Here is a 17,582-nt window from a genome sequence, read left to right as displayed (position 1 = left end):
GCAGGAGTCGGTAAATGAGCTATCAGCACCAGTACGTCGACGGCACGCGCATCCACTTCCCGATCGGGAAAGTCGTGTGCATTGGCCGCAATTACGCCGAACACGCCAAGGAGCTGGACAACCCGGTGCCTACCGAGCCGTTGCTGTTCATCAAGCCGGGCAGTTGCGTGGTTGAGCTGGAAGGCGGTTTCAGCATTCCGACCGAGCGCGGTTCGGTGCATTACGAAGCGGAAATCGCTGTGTTGATCGGCAAGCCGTTGTCGACCAAGCCGAGCCGTGAAGAAGTGCTCGACGCCATCTCCGGTTTCGCCCCGGCGCTGGACCTGACCCTGCGCGACAAGCAGGCTGAGCTGAAAGCCAAGGGGCTGCCGTGGGAAATCGCCAAATCGTTCGACGGTGCGGCGGTGATCGCTCCGTTTGTGGTCGGCAGCACCTTTGCTGACCTGACCGACATCGGCATTCGCCTGACGATCAACGGCGAAGTGCGTCAGGACGGCAACAGCAGCGCGATGCTCAACCCGATCGTGCCGATGATCCAGCACATGGCCGGCTGCTTCTCGCTGCAGGCCGGTGACGTGATCCTCACTGGCACGCCAGTGGGCGTTGGCCCGCTGAACGTTGGCGATGACATCGTCCTCGAACTGGTCGGCGCGAGCAGCTTCAACAGCAGCGTGCGCTAACCGCAACACTGCAAATCCCCTGTGGGAGCGAGCTTGCTCGCGAAAGCATTTTGTCAGTCAACAAAGATGTCGACTGACACTGCGCCTTCGCGAGCAAGCTCGCTCCCACATTGTTTTGTGGTGCCCTGGAGATCGCTGACAACACACGACAATCCCGCCATTTGCCGTTTTTTTCACATCCTGTACGGATAATTCCTCTCATTCTGGCGTCTGAGCCGGCCTCTTTGTGCTATTACCCATAGCCTGAATTTTCGGAAAGCGTCCCTCGATGTCATCTCAAACTCAGCTCAAACCCACCCGCCGTTCACGTTTCGCCCTGCGCTGGTATGTCTGGCTGTTGCTGGTGCTTGCCGCGGCATATGCCTTGGCGTTTGCCATGCATTGGGATGATCGCGGTGTGCTTTGGCTGCAGGAGCGCTTTGAAAGCCAGGCCGAGCAAAAGGAAAGCATCTGGCTGCCGGACTATCGGGTGGTCATCGATGCCAAACCGCTGAAGGGTATGGAGAAGGACGAGGCTTCGGATCTGGCTTACAACCCGCAGACCAAAACGCTGTTCTCGGTGATGGGCAAGAACCCGTTTCTCGCTGAACTGACGTTACAGGGCGATGTACTGCGCAAAATGCCGCTGGTGGGCTGGAGCAATCCGGAAGGCCTGACGATGATGGAAAACGGCTTGATGGCCATCGTCGACGAGCGTCAGCACATGCTGTCGATCGTCAAAGTCGATGCCGATACTCGCGAGCTGAATATCGCCGACTTCCCGAAATACGACCTCGGACCGTCGAAAGACCAGAACAAAGCCTTCGAAGCCATCACTTGGGACGCTCGCAATCAGCAACTGTTGCTGGGCGAGGAACGGCCACCAGCGCTGTTCACCTGGAAAAGCGATGGCAGCCAGACCCTCAAGGGCGACAAGCAGAAACTTGCCAGTGATGAACTGGATATTCGCAACCTCTCGGCCTTGGCGATTGACCCGCGCACTCAGCACACACTGGTGCTGTCCGCTGATTCGCACCTGCTGCTGGAATTGGACGAGAAGGGCGAGCAGGTCAGCTTCATGACCCTGCTTGGCGGCTTCAACGGATTGAAAAACACCATCCCGCGCGCCGAAGGCGTGACCATGGACGAAGCGGGTACGCTGTACATGGTCAGCGAGCCAAACCTGTTCTATCGCTTCGAGAAACAGAAATAGCAACCTTTACCGATTCAATGTAGGAGCTGCCGAAGGCTGCGATCTCTTGATCTTATGAACAGCAAGATCAAAAGATCGCAGCCTGCGGCAGCTCCTACACGGGTTGTCTTGTGGTTTGAGGCAAGTGGCCATTAAGCTTCAGTTCAGACGGGCGTGGTATTTCATCCGCCTGTTTTGATCCCGAGCCATCCACATGCGTCGACTTGCCCGCCCCAAGCCTCTGATTATCTTCCTGTCGGTGATTGCCCTGATCGCGTTGATTGCGATCGGCCAATACATGCGCCTGTTCGAACGCGCCTGGTTCAATCTGCACACGTTATGGCAGCCGCTGAGCAGTGAATCCATTGCGTTGGACCAGTATCGCGTCGAGATTGAAGCGCGAGTGATTGACGGGCTGGACGACGATGTTTCGGCGCTCACCTTCGATCCGGTGCGCAAAAGCCTGTTCACCGTGACCAACAAGAATTCCGAACTGGTCGAACTGTCGCTCGAAGGCAAGATCTTGCGCCGCATCGCACTGGTTGGTTTTGGCGACCCGGAAGCCGTCGAGTACATCAGCGCCGACACCTACGTGATCACCGACGAGCGCCAACAGCGGTTGATCAAGATTCACTTGGAGGCAGGCACCACATTCCTCGACGCGGCGGACGCCGAGCAGATGACCCTCGGCGTGCATATGGCCAGCAACAAAGGTTTTGAAGGCCTGGCGTATGACTCCGTGGGCAAGCGCCTGTTTGTCGCGAAAGAACGTAATCCAATGCTTATCTACGAAGTGCACGGTTTTCCGCACTTCAATCCGGAGAAGTCTTACGCGGTGCATGTGATCAACGACCCCAAGCGTGACGCCGGGATGTTTGTGCGCGATCTGTCGAGTTTGCAATACGACGAGCGCAGCGGGCATTTGCTGGCGCTGTCGGATGAGTCGCGGCTGATTCTGGAGCTGGATGTCGGCGGGCGGCCGTTGAGCACCATGTCCATCAGTGGCGGCCGACAGGGTTTGAAGAAAACCGTGCCGCAGGCGGAAGGCATTGCGATGGATGATGACGGAACGTTGTATCTGGTGAGCGAGCCGAACCTGTTTTACGTCTTCAAAAAACCTGCACAGCCCTAACCAACACCCCAAAACCATTGTAGGAGTGAGCCTGCTCGCGATAGCGGTGTGTCAGTCGACAACAATAGCAACTGACAGACCGCTATCGCGAGCAGGCTCACTCCTACAGGGGGATTACTCAGCCTTCAGGGTTTTCACGCCTTCGCTAGTACCCAGCAGCAACAGATCCGCCGGACGCGCCGCGAACAAGCCGTTGGTGACCACGCCGACGATCGCATTGATCTGCGCTTCCAGCTCCACCGGGTTGGTGATCTGCAGGTTGAACACATCGAGAATGATGTTGCCGTTGTCGGTCAAAACGCCTTCGCGGTAAACCGGGTCGCCGCCCAGTTTCACCAGTTGGCGGGCGACGTGGCTGCGGGCCATCGGGATCACTTCGACCGGCAGCGGGAACTCGCCCAGCACCGGCACCAGTTTGCTGGCGTCGGCGATGCAGATGAAGGTCTTGGCCACAGCGGCAACGATCTTCTCGCGGGTCAGCGCTGCGCCGCCGCCCTTGATCAGGTTCAGGTGCGCGTCGCTTTCATCGGCGCCGTCGACGTAGAACTCCAGGTCGCTGACGGTGTTCAGCTCATACACCGGAATCCCGTGGCCCTTGAGGCGCGCGGCGGTAGCTTCGGAACTGGCCACGGCGCCATCGAAGGCGCCCTTATGCTGGGCCAGGGCGTCGATGAAGCAGTTGGCGGTGGAGCCGGTGCCGACCCCGACGATGCTCTTGTCGTCGAGTTTCGGAAGGATGAAGTCGACGGCGGCCTGAGCCACTGCCTGTTTGAGTTGATCCTGGGTCATGCGGGCTCCGGAAGCGGGCAAGGTGAGAACGGAAAGGCCGGCATTATAGCCGCAAGCGAGGCTAAAACCTCTGGATTCGTGTGGTCGTCCGGGCAAAAGCCGGGTTAGACTCCTTGGCCCTGCCCAACCCGCTCAGTGATGCTTTCCGATGCTCGAACAGTACGTCAAGAAGATCCTCACCTCGCGCGTTTATGACGTTGCCGTAGAAACCCCTTTGCAGAACGCTCGCCAGCTCTCCGAGCGGCTGGGCAATGACATCTGGCTCAAGCGTGAAGACTTGCAGCCGGTGTTCTCGTTCAAGATTCGCGGCGCCTACAACAAACTCACCCAGCTGACTGACGAAGAGCGCGCCCGTGGCGTGGTCACCGCGTCGGCGGGCAACCATGCGCAAGGTCTGGCCCTGGCGGCGAAAGTGCTGGGCGTCAAAGCCACCATCGTCATGCCCAAGACCACCCCCGAGATCAAAGTCGAAGGCGTGCGCTCGCGTGGCGGCAAAGTAGTGCTGCACGGGGATTCGTTCCCGGAAGCGCTGGCTTATTCGCTGAAACTGGTCGATGAAAAAGGCTACGTCTACATTCACCCGTACGATGATCCGCACACCATTGCCGGGCAGGGCACCGTGGCGATGGAAATTCTGCGCCAGCACCCACAGCCACTGGACGCGATTTTCGTTCCGGTCGGCGGCGGCGGCCTGATCGCCGGCATCGCTGCCTACGTGAAATACCTGCGCCCGGACATCAAAGTCATCGGTGTCGAGCCGGACGACTCCAACTGCCTGCAAGCGGCAATGGCTGCCGGTGAGCGCGTCGTATTGCCGACCGTGGGCATCTTTGCCGACGGCGTGGCGGTGGCGCAGATCGGCCAGCACACCTTCGACATCTGCAAAGACTACGTCGATGAAGTGATCACCGTCAGCACTGACGAGATATGTGCGGCTATCAAGGATATCTACGACGATACCCGCTCGATCACCGAACCTGCCGGCGCATTGGGCGTGGCCGGGATCAAGAAATACGTCGAGTTGCGCGGCGTCAGCGGCCAGACCTTTGTGGCCATCGACTCCGGCGCCAACGTCAACTTCGACCGCCTGCGCCACGTCGCCGAGCGCGCCGAACTGGGTGAAGGGCGCGAGGCGATAATCGCCGTGACCATCCCCGAGAAGGCCGGCAGCTTCAAGGCGTTCTGCGAAGCGATCGGCAAGCGCCAGATCACCGAATTCAACTACCGCTACAACACCGGCAGCGAAGCGCACATTTTCGTTGGCGTGCAGACCCACCCGGAAAACGACCCGCGCAGTGCATTGCTGGCGAGCCTGACCGAGCAGGGTTTCCCGGTACTCGACCTGACCGACAACGAACTGGCCAAGCTGCACATCCGCCACATGGTCGGTGGCCACGCGGCGCACGTGATTGATGAAGTGGTGTTCCGCTTCGAGTTCCCGGAGCGTCCGGGCGCGCTGTTCAATTTCCTCAATAAGCTCGGTGGGCGCTGGAACATCTCGATGTTCCACTACCGCAACCACGGCGCTGCCGATGGTCGCGTGGTCGCCGGTCTGCAAGTCCCGCACGATGAGCGTCATCTGGTGCCTGCAGCGCTTGAGGAAATCGGCTACCCGTACTGGGACGAAAGCGAGAACCCGGCCTATCAGCTGTTTCTTGGCTGAGCGGCTACGCTGATGGGCATGGCCCAAGGAAGAGAAATACATGGAAACCCTGACCACCCTGAAAGTCCTTCACGTCGCGGCGACCGTGGTCATACTCGCGAGCGGGCTGGGGCTTGCCGCCCTGACCTGGCGTAATCGCAGCGAAGGGCCGGCGAGCACGATGCAGCGTCCCTGGCTGTTTATCTGGTGTTTGATGCTGATCGGCATGTTCAGCATGCCCTTCACCGGCTGGTGGTTGGTGCATCTGATTGGCTGGCCATTGGGGCAGTTGTGGATTTTGGGGTCCAGCGTGATTTATGCCGTGGCCACGTTGAGTGCAGTGTGGTTGTTGGTGCGGCTTAATCGGCTGTGGACTAGCGGGGTTGGTAACTGGAAATTCACGTTGGCGCTGGCGATTGTCAGCGGCGTCGGCTTTCTTGCCATTGCGGCATTGATGGGTGCCAAGCCTGTTTAAGGCTTGAGGCCGTGTCGACCTCATTCGCGAGCAGGCTCGCTCCTACAGGGGATTTGTGAACGACACAGATCCAATGTGGGAGCGAGCCTGCTCGCGAAGGCATAATCAGTCGCGCAGAGTAATAACCGGCCAGCCACGCTTCTCGGCTTCAGCACGCAGATTCGGATCCGGATCCACCGCGACCGGATTCGCCACCTGCTCCAGCAACGGCAAATCATTCATCGAATCGCTATAGAAATAACTGTCGTCCAGCGAATAACCAGTCTCTTCCAGCCAACGATTCAGGCGTGTCACCTTGCCTTCGCGGAAGCACGGAATATCAGTGCTGCGCCCGCTGTAGCGGCCATCAACCATCTCGCATTCGGTGGCGATCAGGGTTTCAACGCCCAGGCGCACGGCAATCGGTGCGGTCACGAAGCGGTTGGTCGCGGTGATGATCACCAGTTTGTCGCCGGCATCACGATGTTTTTTCAGCAGGTCCAGTGCCTTCGGCAGCACGATCGGTTCGATGCAGTCGCGCATGTAATCGTTGTGCCATTGCTCAAGCACGGCCATTTCGGTGCGACCGAGGATCTCCAGGCAGAAGTTCAGGTACGCGGCGTTATCCAGTTGGCCGGCCAGGTAATCCTGATAGAACTCGTCGTTGCGCGCCTTGTACGCAATCGGGTCGAGGAAGCCGCGTTCACACAGATAGTCGCCCCAGGCGTGATCGCTGTCGCCGCCCAGAAGGGTGTTGTCCAAATCGAATAGAGCCAGGCGCATTGCAGTTACCCGCTGAAAAGTCAGTAAAAAGGCGACAAGAATACGGTCTTTTCACAAGAGTGCACATAAGGTAGGAAGCCTCGTTGCCGCCTTATCAACCTTTGTGGAACAATGCGGCGACATGCGTTTGCGAGGTTGTTGCCGTGATCGACCCCGATGGTTTCCGCCCCAATGTCGGGATCATTCTGACGAATGACGCCGGCCAGGTGCTATGGGCTCGCCGTATCAATCAAGATGCCTGGCAGTTTCCGCAAGGGGGAATCAACCCTGAAGAGACGCCGGAAGACGCCTTGTACCGCGAGCTGAACGAAGAAGTTGGCCTGGAACGTGAAGATGTTGAAATACTGGCCTGTACCCGGGGCTGGTTGCGCTATCGTTTGCCGCAACGTCTGGTGCGTACGCACAGCCAACCGCTGTGCATCGGCCAGAAACAGAAATGGTTTCTCCTGCGCCTGATCTCCAACGAGCAGCGGGTGCGGATGGATTTGACCGGTAAACCGGAGTTCGATGGCTGGCGCTGGGTCAGCTATTGGTATCCGTTGGGCCAGGTGGTGACATTCAAGCGCGAGGTGTATCGCCGCGCCCTCAAAGAGCTTGCCCCGCGCCTTTTAGCGCGCGACTGACGACGGAGTTCGACCCCGAGCCATGCTCAATACGCTGCGCAAGATCGTCCAGGAAGTTAACTCCGCCAAGGATCTCAAGGCGGCGTTGGGGATTATTGTGTTGCGCGTCAAAGAGGCCATGGGCAGCCAGGTCTGCTCGGTCTACCTGCTTGATCCCGAGACCAACCGCTTCGTCCTGATGGCCACCGAGGGCTTGAACAAGCGCTCGATCGGCAAGGTCAGCATGGCGCCCAACGAAGGTCTGGTCGGTCTGGTCGGCACGCGTGAAGAACCCCTGAACCTCGAAAACGCTGCGGATCACCCGCGCTACCGCTACTTCGCCGAAACCGGTGAAGAGCGTTATGCCTCGTTCCTCGGTGCACCGATCATTCACCACCGCCGCGTCGTCGGCGTGTTGGTCATCCAGCAAAAAGAACGCCGCCAGTTCGACGAGGGTGAAGAAGCCTTCCTCGTGACCATGAGCGCACAGCTTGCAGGCGTTATCGCCCATGCCGAGGCCACCGGTTCGATCCGTGGTCTGGGCCGTCAGGGCAAAGGCATTCAGGAAGCCAAGTTCGTCGGCGTGCCGGGCTCGCCGGGTGCGGCGGTCGGTACCGCGGTGGTCATGCTGCCGCCGGCCGATCTCGACGTGGTGCCCGACAAGACCATCACCGACATCGACGCTGAACTGGCGCTGTTCAAGACCGCCATCGAAGGCGTGCGCGCCGACATGCGCGCATTGTCCGCCAAACTCGCGACCCAACTGCGCCCGGAAGAGCGCGCACTGTTCGACGTCTACCTGATGATGCTCGACGATGCCTCGCTGGGCAGCGAAATCACCACCGTGATCAAGACTGGCCAGTGGGCGCAGGGCGCGCTGCGTCAGGTGGTCACGGAACACGTCAACCGTTTCGAACTGATGGACGACGCCTACCTGCGTGAGCGTGCGTCGGACGTCAAAGACCTTGGTCGCCGTCTGCTCGCCTATTTGCAGGAAGAGCGCCAGCAGAACCTGGTCTACCCGGAAAAAACCATTCTGGTCAGCGAAGAACTGACGCCGGCGATGCTCGGCGAGGTGCCGGAAGGCACGCTGGTCGGTCTGGTCTCGGTACTCGGTTCGGGTAACTCCCACGTCGCGATCCTGGCCCGGGCCATGGGCATTCCGACGGTGATGGGTCTGGTCGATCTGCCGTACGCCAAGGTCGACGGCATCGAAATGATCGTCGACGGCACACGCGGCGAGGTCTACACCAACCCGAGCGAAGTGCTGCGCAAGCAGTTCGCTGAAGTCGTCGAAGAAGAGAAACAACTGGCGCTGGGCCTCGACACCCTGCGTGACCTGCCGTGCGTGACCCTCGATGGCCACCGCATGCCGCTGTGGGTCAACACCGGTTTGCTCGCCGATGTGGCGCGGGCGCAGAAGCGTGGCGCCGAAGGTGTCGGCCTGTACCGCACCGAAGTGCCGTTCATGATCAACCAGCGCTTCCCGAGCGAGAAGGAGCAACTGGCGATCTACCGCGAGCAGCTCGCCGCGTTCCACCCGCAACCGGTGACCATGCGCAGCCTCGACATCGGCGGTGACAAGTCGCTGTCGTACTTCCCGATCAAGGAAGATAACCCGTTCCTCGGCTGGCGCGGCATTCGTGTCACTCTCGACCACCCGGAAATCTTCCTGGTGCAGACCCGCGCGATGCTCAAGGCCAGCGAAGGCCTGAACAATCTGCGGATTCTGCTGCCGATGATCTCCGGCACCCACGAACTCGAAGAAGCCCTGCACCTGATCCACCGGGCCTGGGGCGAAGTGCGCGACGAAGGCACCGACGTGCCGATGCCGCCGATCGGCGTGATGATCGAGATCCCGGCAGCGGTGTACCAGACCAAGGAGCTGGCGCGGATGGTCGACTTCCTGTCCGTCGGTTCCAACGACTTGACCCAGTATTTGCTGGCGGTCGATCGTAACAACCCGCGTGTGGCCGATCTCTACGACTACCTGCATCCGGCGGTGCTGCAAGCCCTGCAAACCGTGGTGCGCGATGCCCATGCCGAAGGCAAACCGGTGAGTATCTGCGGCGAGATGGCCGGTGATCCGGCGGCGGCAGTGCTGTTGATGGCGATGGGCTTCGACAGCCTGTCGATGAACGCCACCAACTTGCCGAAGGTGAAGTGGATGCTGCGTCAGGTCAATCTGAGCAAGGCTCAGGAATTGCTGGCGGAGCTGATGACTATCGACAACCCGCAAGTTATCCACAGTTCGCTGCAATTGGCGCTGAAGAACCTTGGGTTGTCGAAGATGCATCCGCCGGCGGTTATCAAGGCCGTCTAAAGATCAAAAGCCCCTCATCGGAACGCCGCCCGCCTATCCCTCTCCCAAAGGGAGAGGGGACTGATTGGGGGATGCTGCAAAACTCCGCCGACCTGAAAGTGCTGTGCTGAATCCATAATCGAAGCGCACCGACCTGATAGTGCTGTGCTGAATCCATAATCGAAGCGCACCGACCTGATAGTGCTGTGCTGAATCCATAATCGAAGCGCACCGACCTGAAAGTGCTGTGTTGAATCCATAATCGACCCACACCGACGAAGGTGCTGGGTTGAAGCCGTATTCGTCTCACAGCGACTGAAGGTGCTGCCGAATCCATAATCAACTCGGTCTTTCAGGTCGATGTACGGCTTAAGACACCTCGGTCGGCTCCCTCTCCCTTTGGGAGAGGGCTGGGGTGAGGGTAGCTTTTTAAGCTGTTATCTCCACCTCACCCAAATGCCCGCCATACGGCCCGAAACTCCGCTCGACCATCCGCCGCGACCCATTCGCCTTCACGATCAACGCCGTACTCGCCCGCGTCCCGTAACTCTGGCTGGCAATAAACACACTCGACAACAATGACTCCGTCGCCAGACCCACCCCGGTATCCGGCAATTCCACATCCGGCGCGGTCTGGGCATCGCTTAGCAAATCGAGCAAGTGCTGTGGCTGCGGATCCTCCAGTACCGCACTCAAAGCTGCCTTGGCCTTGAGCAACTTCGGCCACGGCGTATCCAGCCCGGCATTGGATAATCCATAAATCCCCGGCTCCAGCATCACCGGCTCCGACATCCGCGCATTGAAATGCCACAGCTCATGACTATTGCCGAGCAACAGATTAAACCCGGCATATTCCGCCGAACGCCCGACCACATCGCTCAAATAATCATCAATCGACGCATCGCCGGTCAGAAACCGCGCCACCAGCTCACCGCGCGACTTGCGCGCTGGCGGTTGATGCGGATCGCGAATATTGGTCAGCGCGGCAAAGCGCCCGTTGGCGCCAATCCCCAGCCAACTCCCGCCGGCCTCAAGATCACGTCCGGCATGCACATGCGGCGCCTCCGGCCACTGCGTCAGTGGCAGGCTCGGCCGGGCGTAGAACTCGTCGCGGTTGGCCGCGACGATCAGCGGCTGGGCATGGCCCGGGCGCCAGGCGAAAACAATCAGGCACATAAGGTGGTCCTTGTGTGTTTTTTGCTCACTCTACGCATCCGGCGTCCGTGCATCCATCGCCAGTGGAGCCAAAGGGTGTGCATCCGTTACCATGCTGCTCCGGTTTTGCGGATGCGGTCTGGGGAGACGGTCATGGAATTTCTGCTCTATCTGGCGCTGGGCGCCTGTGCGGGCGTGCTGGCCGGGCTGTTCGGGGTTGGCGGCGGGATCATCATCGTGCCGGTGCTGGTGTTCAGTTTCACCTTGCAGGGCTTTGATCAGTCGATTCTTACGCATCTGGCGGTCGGGACGTCGCTGGCGACGATCATCTTCACCTCGGTCAACGCCGTGCGTGAGCATCACCGTCGAGGTGCAGTGCGCTGGCCGATCTTCATGTGGATGGCCGTCGGCATTCTGCTCGGTGCAGGTTTCGGCGCGCTGACTGCGGAAGCGATTTCCGGGCCGCACCTGCAAAAGATCATCGGCGTGTTTGCCTTGATCATCTCGGTGCAACTGGCGCTGGACATCAAACCCAAGGCCAGCCGAACGGTGCCGGGTAAACTCGGTCTGACCGTGGCCGGCAGTGTGATCGGTTGGGCCTCGGCGATTTTTGGCGTGGGCGGCGGTTCGCTGACCGTGCCGTTCCTGACCTGGCGCAGCGTGCCGATGCAGCAAGCCGTGGCGACCTCGTCGGCCTGCGGCCTGCCGATCGCCCTGGTCAGTGCATTAAGTTTCATGATTCTGGGGTGGCACGATCCGTTGTTGCCACCGCATAGTCTCGGTTTTGTGTATTTGCCGGCGTTGTTGGGCATCGCCCTGACCAGCATGGTTTTCGCCCGCATCGGCGCGCGATTGGCGCACAGATTGTCGCCGCGCTTGCTGAAACGGCTGTTCGCCGCTTTGCTGTTCAGCGTGGGTCTGAGCTTCCTGCTTTAACCGCGTCGCAATCCTGGCTTAATCCTGAGGTGGCAGCGTCGCCCGGGAATTTTGGTTTCAACTCTAACGAGGAGTCGCAATGCTGCCTTACCCGCAGATCGACCCGGTGGCCTTGGCCATCGGTCCGCTGAAAATCCACTGGTACGGTCTGATGTACCTGATCGGCATTGGCGGTGCGTGGCTGCTGGCGTCGCGCCGGCTCAACCGTTTCGACCCGACCTGGACCAAGGAGAAACTCTCCGACATGGTCTTCTGGATGTCGATGGGCGTGATCGTCGGCGGCCGTCTGGGTTACGTGCTGTTCTACGATCTGAGTGCCTACCTGGCCAACCCGACGCTGATTTTCGAAGTGTGGAAGGGCGGCATGTCGTTCCACGGCGGGTTCATCGGTGTGATGCTCGCGGCCCTGTGGTTCGGTAAGCGTAACGGCAAGTCGTTCTTTCAGCTGATGGACTTCGTCGCACCAATGGTGCCGATCGGCCTGGGCGCTGGGCGCATCGGTAACTTCATCAACGCCGAGTTGTGGGGTAAAGCCACCGACGTGCCATGGGCGATGGTTTTCCCGCCGTTCAGCGATCCGGCGCAACTGCCGCGCCACCCGTCGCAGCTGTATCAGTTCGCGCTTGAAGGCGTGGCGCTGTTCCTGATCCTGTGGATTTTCTCGCGCAAACCGCGTCCGACCATGGCCGTTTCCGGCATGTTCGCACTGTTCTACGGCATCTTCCGGTTCATCGTCGAGTTCGTCCGCGTCCCGGATGCGCAACTGGGCTATCTGGCCTGGAACTGGCTGACCATGGGCCAGGTGCTCTGCGTGCCGATGATCGTCGGCGGGTTGTTCCTGATCTGGCTGGCCTATCGTCGCGCGCCGGCAGCACCGCTCGCACCGACGGCTTAAACTACGAACCCCGGCGCGCGACGCCGGGGCTCAAAGGACACAGGTAACTCATGAAGCAATATCTCGAACTGGTCTCGCACGTCATTCAGAACGGCACCAAACAGGCCAACCGCACCGGTATCAACACCATCAGCTTCCCGGGTGCGATGCTGCGTTTCGATCTGCAGGAAGGTTTTCCGGCGATCACCACGCGCAAAATGGCCTTCAAATCGGCCATCGGCGAGATGTGCGGATTTTTGCGTGGCGTGAACAACGCCGCTGAATTCCGGGCGCTGGGCTGCAAGGTCTGGGACCAGAACGCCAACGAAAACGCGCAGTGGCTGGCCAACCCGTTCCGTCAGGGCGACGACGACCTCGGCGAAATCTACGGTGTGCAATGGCGCAAATGGCCGGCGTACAAGCAGATCCCGCTGAGCAACACCGCTGCCATCGAACAAACCTTGAGCAACGGCTACAAGCAGATCGCTCAGGGCGAAGAAGACGGCCAGGCCTACGTGGTGCTGTACAAAGCCATTGATCAGGTGCGCCAGTGCGTCGACACGATCATCAACGATCCAGGCAGCCGCCGTATTCTGTTCCACGGCTGGAACGTCGCGCAGCTGGATGAAATGGCCCTGCCGCCGTGCCATCTGCTGTACCAGTTCCACCCGAACGTCGAGACCAAAGAGATCTCCCTGACCCTGTATATCCGCTCCAATGACCTGGGTCTGGGCACGCCGTTCAACCTCACCGAAGGCGCTGCGTTGCTGAGCCTGATCGGTCGCCTGACCGGCTACACGCCGCGCTGGTTCACCTATTTCATCGGTGATGCGCACGTCTACGAGAACCACCTGGACATGCTCAACGAACAGCTCAAGCGCGAGCCGTTCGCCATGCCTAAGCTGAAGATCTCGGATCGTGTGCCCGAGTTTGCCAAGACCGGTGTTTATCAGCCGGAGTGGCTGGAGCTGGTCGAGCCGAGCGATTTCTCGCTGGAAGGCTATGAACACCACGCGCCAATGACCGCGCCGATGGCGGTCTGACAAGTAGTACGCAACAGCCCTGTGGGAGCGAGCTTGCTCGCGAAAGTGGAGTTTCAGTTGATAGAAGTGTCGACTGAACCACCGCTTTCGCGAGCAAGCTCGCTCCCACAGTGTTTTGTGGTGTTCTTAATGGCCGTGGCTGCGGCCTACGTGTGAATGTTCGACTTCGGTTGCGACAACCCCGCCACTCACTTCCAGGCGCTGCAAAATTCCGCACTGATCGGCCATCGGCCCTTCGCCACAACGTTGGCGCAGGTCGAGCAGTTGTGTCTGCAACGCCAACAAGCCATCAATCCGCGCCTTCACATGCTGGATGTGTTCATCGATCAGCGTATTCACGCTTTCACACTGATCCTGCGGGCTGTCACGCATGGCCAGCAGGCTACGGATTTCTTCGAGGGTCATGTCGAGGGTGCGGCAGTTGCGGATGAAGGTCAGGCGTTCGGCGTGGGCCTGGGTGTAGACGCGGTAGTTGCCGTCGCTGCGAGCCGGTTCCGGCAGGAGGTTTTCGCGTTCGTAGTAGCGGATGGTTTCCACGGCGCAGTCGGTGAGTTTGGCCAGTTCTCCGATCTTCATGACGACAATCTCCAAAAGGGTGCTTGACCCTATAGTGGCTACAGGGTCTTTACTTGGCAACAGGCACCTTCATGGACGCGACCAATGAGCGATTCCCAGCACACCCATAAGCCCGGCGACGGGCACGATCACAGTCATAAATTGCAGCCAGTGCATAAACATTCACAGGGTGGCGATGCTTGCTGCGGGTCGAAAGTCGCTGCGCCGGCACCGGTTCATGCGCACGAAGATTCCTGCTGCTCGTCGAAAGCTGCAGCGCCTGCGTTGGTGCAACTGAGCGAAAAGACCACCGCCGACGCGCGGCTGAGCAGTTTCCGCATCGAGGCGATGGACTGCCCGACCGAGCAGACGCTGATCCAGAACAAGCTCGGCAAACTCGCCGGCGTGCAGCAACTGGAATTCAATCTGATCAACCGCGTACTCGGCGTGACCCATAACCTGCCGGGCACCGAGCCGATCACCGAAGCGATCAAATCCCTCGGCATGCACGCCGAGCCCCTGGAGGCGGGCGTCGAAGCACCGGCCCCGGCGCCAGTGAAAAAGCACTGGTGGCCCTTGGCGCTGTCCGGTGTCGGCGCCCTCGCTGCCGAAGTCATTCACTTCACCAACGCCGCACCGACCTGGGTGGTGGCGATCATCGCGCTGGTGTCGATCCTCAGCGGTGGCTTGAGCACCTACAAAAAGGGCTGGATCGCCCTGAAGAACCGCAACCTCAACATCAATGCGCTGATGAGCATCGCCGTCACCGGTGCCATCCTCATCGGCCAGTGGCCGGAAGCGGCAATGGTGATGTTCCTGTTCACCGTTGCCGAGCTGATCGAGGCGCGCTCGCTGGACCGTGCGCGCAACGCGATCAGCGGCCTGATGCAAATGACGCCGGAGCAAGCCACGGTGTTGCAGGCTGACGGTTCGTGGGTCGAACAGGACGTGAAAAGCGTCGAACTCGGTGCCCGCGTGCGAGTGAAACCCGGCGAGCGTATCGCGCTGGACGGCGAAGTGGTCAGCGGCAGTTCGACCATCGACCAGGCGCCGATCACCGGTGAAAGCCTGCCAGTCGAGAAAACCGTCGGCGACAAAGTTTTCGCCGGCACCATCAACCAGGCCGGTTCGCTGGAATACGCGGTCACCGCTGCGGCGAACAATTCGACCTTGGCGCGGATCATCCACGCCGTCGAACAAGCCCAAGGGGCGCGCGCACCGACCCAGCGCTTCGTCGATCAGTTTTCGAAAATCTACACGCCGGTGGTGTTCGTCTTTGCCTTGGCCGTGGCGATCATTCCGCCGCTGTTCATGGGCGCTGTGTGGTTTGACTGGATCTACCGTGCGCTGGTGTTGCTGGTGGTCGCGTGCCCATGTGCACTGGTGATTTCCACTCCGGTGACCATCGTCAGCGGCCTCGCGGCAGCGGCGCGCAAAGGCATTCTGGTCAAGGGTGGCGTGTACCTGGAGGGCGGTTTCAAGCTCGACTATCTGGCGCTGGATAAAACCGGGACGATCACCCACGGCAAACCGGTGCAGACCGATTACCTGTCGCTCGATCCAACCGCCGATGCCACCGCACCAGCAATCGCTGCGGCGTTGGCCGGACGTTCCGATCACCCGGTATCGTTGGCCATCGCCAACGCCGCTGTGGATAAAAACTTCGATGCGCTGATTGTGGATAACTTCGAAGCGTTGGGCGGGCGTGGCGTCAAAGGCGAGATCAACGGCCAGACCTACCACTTGGGTAACCATCGTCTGGTCGAAGAACTCGGTCTGTGCTCGCCAGCGCTGGAAGAAAAACTCTTCGCGCTGGAGAAACAGGGTAAATCCGTGGTGCTGCTGCTCGACAGCTCCGGCCCGCTGGCGCTGTTTGCTGTGGCCGACACCGTTAAGGAGACCAGCCGCGAAGCGATCCGCCAGTTGCACGAACTCGGGGTGAAAACCCTGATGCTCACCGGCGACAACGTCCACACCGCCCAAGCAATTGCCGCGCAGGTTGGCATCGATGAAGCTCGGGGCGATTTGCTGCCGACTGACAAGCTGCAAGCCATTGAAGACCTGTACAAGCAGGGCCATCGTGTCGGCATGGTCGGCGACGGCATTAACGATGCGCCGGCACTGGCCCGCGCCGAGATCGGTTTCGCCATGGCCGCTGCTGGTACCGACACCGCCATCGAAACCGCCGATGTCGCCCTGATGGACGACGATCTGCGCAAAATCCCGGCGTTCATCAGCTTGTCGCGCAACACCGCCAGCATCCTGAAACAGAACATCGCGCTGGCGCTGGTGATCAAGGCTATCTTTCTTGCGGTAACCTTCGCTGGACTCGCCACCATGTGGATGGCGGTGTTTGCCGACATGGGCGTGAGTCTGTTGGTGGTGTTCAACGGTTTGCGCCTGCTGCGCAAATAGATGAGGAAAGGTTGTGCTGAGTGCCGAGCTGAAAGCGTTTTACATGGTCGCCCGCCTGGGCAGCATCACGCTGGCGGCGAAAAAACTCGGTCTCAGCCAACCGACCGTGACCACGCAGATCCGCAATCTGGAAAGCCAGTATTCGGTGGAACTGTTCTACCGTGGCGGCCGGCGTCTGAGCGTCAGCGACGAAGGTGCGCGGTTGCTGCCGATGGTCAAGACGCTGTTGCAGCAGGAGGCCGACATCGAGTTCTTCCTGCGCAACAGCGGTCAGGTGCAGGGTACTTTGCGCATTGCCGCGACGGCGCCGTATTACATCCTCGATCTGGTGAAGACCTTCCGCGAGCGCTTGCCACAGGTGGAAGTGTCGGTGGAAATCGGTAACTCGCAGCAGGTGCTCGAAGCGCTGGAGGATTACCGAGTGGACGTCGCCGCTTCGTCACAGTTGCTCGACGATGCGCGATTGATTCGCCGGGTGCTCGGCACTGATCCACTGGTGCTGGCGGTGCATCGCAACCATCCGCTGGCGGCCTATGATCATGTGACATTGAGCGCACTGGCCGGGCATACCTTGTTGATGCGCGAAACCGGCTCAACGACGCGGCGGCTGACGGAAGAGTTGCTGGCCAGCGCCGGGGTAAGTTTTGGGCCGTTGCTGGAGATTGGTAGTCGTGAGTCGATTCGGGAGGCGGTGTTGCGCAATATCGGCATCAGTATTATTGCCCGGCAGGAAGTGCCGCATGATCCGCAGTTGCGGGTGCTGACGATCGAGAATGCGCCGCAGATTCCTGAGTACCTTTATTGCCTTAAAGAAAGGAAGGGCGCGCGGTTGCCGGCGGCGTTTCTTGGGTTGGCGCAGGAAATGTCTCCGGCCTGAAGATCAAAAGATCGCAGCCTTCGGCAGCTCCTACAGGGGACGCATTCCAGTGTAGGAGCTGCCGAAGGCTGCGATCTTTTGACTTCCAACCAAAATCCCCGAATACCACTATCGGCCGTTTTTGCCTCACTGCCACATGACGGACGCATTACAACTCTAGGATTGGCCTCAT

16 protein-coding genes are annotated in these 17,582 nt (G+C 59.9%); 12 read left to right on the top strand and 4 right to left on the bottom strand.

Translation table 11 applies throughout. The annotated features are described in order from the left end of the window. Positions 1-14: 14 nt before the first annotated feature. The 3 genes from H8F23_RS24730 (at position 15) to H8F23_RS24720 (ending at position 2,983) form a co-directional block, all read left to right on the top strand. The gene (locus H8F23_RS24730; protein ID WP_194936132.1) at positions 15-680 is read left to right on the top strand and encodes a fumarylacetoacetate hydrolase family protein; all 666 of its coding nucleotides are present in this window, start codon (positions 15-17) and stop codon (positions 678-680) included. A gap of 268 nt (positions 681-948) precedes the next feature. Next, positions 949-1,872 (top strand): SdiA-regulated domain-containing protein, encoded by a 924-nt coding sequence (locus H8F23_RS24725; protein WP_194936131.1) that lies wholly within the window; start codon positions 949-951, stop codon positions 1,870-1,872. 193 nt (positions 1,873-2,065) lie between these two features. After that, positions 2,066-2,983 (top strand): SdiA-regulated domain-containing protein, encoded by a 918-nt coding sequence (locus H8F23_RS24720; RefSeq protein WP_194936130.1) that lies wholly within the window; start codon positions 2,066-2,068, stop codon positions 2,981-2,983. 114 nt (positions 2,984-3,097) lie between these two features. On the opposite strand, the gene rpiA is transcribed toward H8F23_RS24720, so the two are convergent. After that, positions 3,098-3,772 (bottom strand): ribose-5-phosphate isomerase RpiA, encoded by a 675-nt coding sequence (rpiA, locus tag H8F23_RS24715; protein ID WP_007913886.1) that lies wholly within the window; start codon positions 3,770-3,772, stop codon positions 3,098-3,100. A gap of 148 nt (positions 3,773-3,920) precedes the next feature. Between rpiA and ilvA the strand changes: the two genes are divergently transcribed. Both ilvA and H8F23_RS24705 read left to right on the top strand, forming a co-directional pair. Then, the gene (gene ilvA, locus H8F23_RS24710; protein ID WP_041072159.1) at positions 3,921-5,435 is read left to right on the top strand and encodes a threonine ammonia-lyase, biosynthetic; all 1,515 of its coding nucleotides are present in this window, start codon (positions 3,921-3,923) and stop codon (positions 5,433-5,435) included. 40 nt (positions 5,436-5,475) lie between these two features. Continuing rightward, positions 5,476-5,889 carry a DUF2269 family protein gene (locus H8F23_RS24705; RefSeq protein WP_194936129.1) on the top strand — a complete coding sequence of 138 codons (414 nt, stop codon included), beginning with the start codon at positions 5,476-5,478 and terminating at the stop codon, positions 5,887-5,889. A gap of 105 nt (positions 5,890-5,994) precedes the next feature. Here the strand turns inward: H8F23_RS24705 and H8F23_RS24700 are convergent, their stop codons facing one another. Beyond that, a complete protein-coding gene (locus H8F23_RS24700; RefSeq protein ID WP_194936128.1) occupies positions 5,995-6,651 on the bottom strand; it encodes a histidinol-phosphatase in 657 nt (218 codons plus the stop codon). 143 nt (positions 6,652-6,794) lie between these two features. Here H8F23_RS24700 and H8F23_RS24695 point away from each other — a divergent pair, with 143 nt between their 5' ends. After that, positions 6,795-7,274 carry an RNA pyrophosphohydrolase gene (locus tag H8F23_RS24695; protein WP_003229203.1) on the top strand — a complete coding sequence of 160 codons (480 nt, stop codon included), beginning with the start codon at positions 6,795-6,797 and terminating at the stop codon, positions 7,272-7,274. Positions 7,275-7,296: 22 nt separating this feature from the next. Further along, complete coding sequence (gene ptsP, locus H8F23_RS24690; RefSeq protein WP_194936127.1) at positions 7,297-9,576, top strand: phosphoenolpyruvate--protein phosphotransferase; 2,280 nt, start codon at positions 7,297-7,299, stop codon at positions 9,574-9,576. A gap of 408 nt (positions 9,577-9,984) precedes the next feature. On the opposite strand, the gene H8F23_RS24685 is transcribed toward ptsP, so the two are convergent. Next, positions 9,985-10,731 carry an NRDE family protein gene (locus H8F23_RS24685; RefSeq protein WP_194936126.1) on the bottom strand — a complete coding sequence of 249 codons (747 nt, stop codon included), beginning with the start codon at positions 10,729-10,731 and terminating at the stop codon, positions 9,985-9,987. Between the two features lie 132 nt (positions 10,732-10,863). On the opposite strand from H8F23_RS24685, the gene H8F23_RS24680 reads away from it, so the two are divergent. The 3 genes from H8F23_RS24680 (at position 10,864) to H8F23_RS24670 (ending at position 13,563) form a co-directional block, all read left to right on the top strand. Beyond that, positions 10,864-11,646: a sulfite exporter TauE/SafE family protein gene (locus H8F23_RS24680; RefSeq protein WP_016983201.1), complete on the top strand. Its 783-nt coding sequence runs from the start codon at positions 10,864-10,866 to the stop codon at positions 11,644-11,646. 79 nt (positions 11,647-11,725) lie between these two features. Further along, a complete protein-coding gene (gene lgt / locus H8F23_RS24675; RefSeq protein WP_007913003.1) occupies positions 11,726-12,541 on the top strand; it encodes a prolipoprotein diacylglyceryl transferase in 816 nt (271 codons plus the stop codon). A gap of 50 nt (positions 12,542-12,591) precedes the next feature. Then, positions 12,592-13,563 (top strand): thymidylate synthase, encoded by a 972-nt coding sequence (locus tag H8F23_RS24670; RefSeq protein WP_034153704.1) that lies wholly within the window; start codon positions 12,592-12,594, stop codon positions 13,561-13,563. A 126-nt stretch (positions 13,564-13,689) separates the two neighbouring features. Here the strand turns inward: H8F23_RS24670 and cadR are convergent, their stop codons facing one another. After that, positions 13,690-14,139: a Cd(II)/Pb(II)-responsive transcriptional regulator gene (cadR, locus tag H8F23_RS24665; protein ID WP_016983204.1), complete on the bottom strand. Its 450-nt coding sequence runs from the start codon at positions 14,137-14,139 to the stop codon at positions 13,690-13,692. A gap of 84 nt (positions 14,140-14,223) precedes the next feature. Here cadR and H8F23_RS24660 point away from each other — a divergent pair, with 84 nt between their 5' ends. Then, a complete protein-coding gene (locus H8F23_RS24660; RefSeq protein WP_194936125.1) occupies positions 14,224-16,533 on the top strand; it encodes a heavy metal translocating P-type ATPase in 2,310 nt (769 codons plus the stop codon). A 13-nt stretch (positions 16,534-16,546) separates the two neighbouring features. Further along, positions 16,547-17,410: a LysR family transcriptional regulator gene (locus H8F23_RS24655; RefSeq protein ID WP_194936124.1), complete on the top strand. Its 864-nt coding sequence runs from the start codon at positions 16,547-16,549 to the stop codon at positions 17,408-17,410. Positions 17,411-17,582 lie beyond the last annotated feature (172 nt).

Origin of the sequence: Pseudomonas neuropathica (genome assembly GCF_015461835.1) — a bacterium.
In the GTDB taxonomy this organism is placed as follows: Bacteria; Pseudomonadota; Gammaproteobacteria; order Pseudomonadales; family Pseudomonadaceae; genus Aquipseudomonas; species Aquipseudomonas neuropathica.
The sequence above is the reverse complement of the archived record's forward strand: the minus strand, read 5'-3'. Positions and strand labels throughout refer to the sequence as shown.

Excerpts from the sequence above, each read along its gene's own strand:
- H8F23_RS24730 (WP_194936132.1), top strand. The coding sequence starts at position 15 with ATGAGCTATCAGCACCAGTACGTCGACGGCACGCGCATCCACTTCCCG.
- H8F23_RS24725 (WP_194936131.1), top strand. The coding sequence starts at position 949 with ATGTCATCTCAAACTCAGCTCAAACCCACCCGCCGTTCACGTTTCGCC.
- H8F23_RS24720 (WP_194936130.1), top strand. The coding sequence starts at position 2,066 with ATGCGTCGACTTGCCCGCCCCAAGCCTCTGATTATCTTCCTGTCGGTG.
- rpiA (WP_007913886.1), bottom strand. The coding sequence starts at position 3,772 with ATGACCCAGGATCAACTCAAACAGGCAGTGGCTCAGGCCGCCGTCGAC.
- ilvA (WP_041072159.1), top strand. The coding sequence starts at position 3,921 with ATGCTCGAACAGTACGTCAAGAAGATCCTCACCTCGCGCGTTTATGAC.
- H8F23_RS24705 (WP_194936129.1), top strand. The coding sequence starts at position 5,476 with ATGGAAACCCTGACCACCCTGAAAGTCCTTCACGTCGCGGCGACCGTG.
- H8F23_RS24700 (WP_194936128.1), bottom strand. The coding sequence starts at position 6,651 with ATGCGCCTGGCTCTATTCGATTTGGACAACACCCTTCTGGGCGGCGAC.
- ptsP (WP_194936127.1), top strand. The coding sequence starts at position 7,297 with ATGCTCAATACGCTGCGCAAGATCGTCCAGGAAGTTAACTCCGCCAAG.
- H8F23_RS24685 (WP_194936126.1), bottom strand. The coding sequence starts at position 10,731 with ATGTGCCTGATTGTTTTCGCCTGGCGCCCGGGCCATGCCCAGCCGCTG.
- H8F23_RS24680 (WP_016983201.1), top strand. The coding sequence starts at position 10,864 with ATGGAATTTCTGCTCTATCTGGCGCTGGGCGCCTGTGCGGGCGTGCTG.
- lgt (WP_007913003.1), top strand. The coding sequence starts at position 11,726 with ATGCTGCCTTACCCGCAGATCGACCCGGTGGCCTTGGCCATCGGTCCG.
- H8F23_RS24670 (WP_034153704.1), top strand. The coding sequence starts at position 12,592 with ATGAAGCAATATCTCGAACTGGTCTCGCACGTCATTCAGAACGGCACC.
- cadR (WP_016983204.1), bottom strand. The coding sequence starts at position 14,139 with ATGAAGATCGGAGAACTGGCCAAACTCACCGACTGCGCCGTGGAAACC.
- H8F23_RS24660 (WP_194936125.1), top strand. The coding sequence starts at position 14,224 with ATGAGCGATTCCCAGCACACCCATAAGCCCGGCGACGGGCACGATCAC.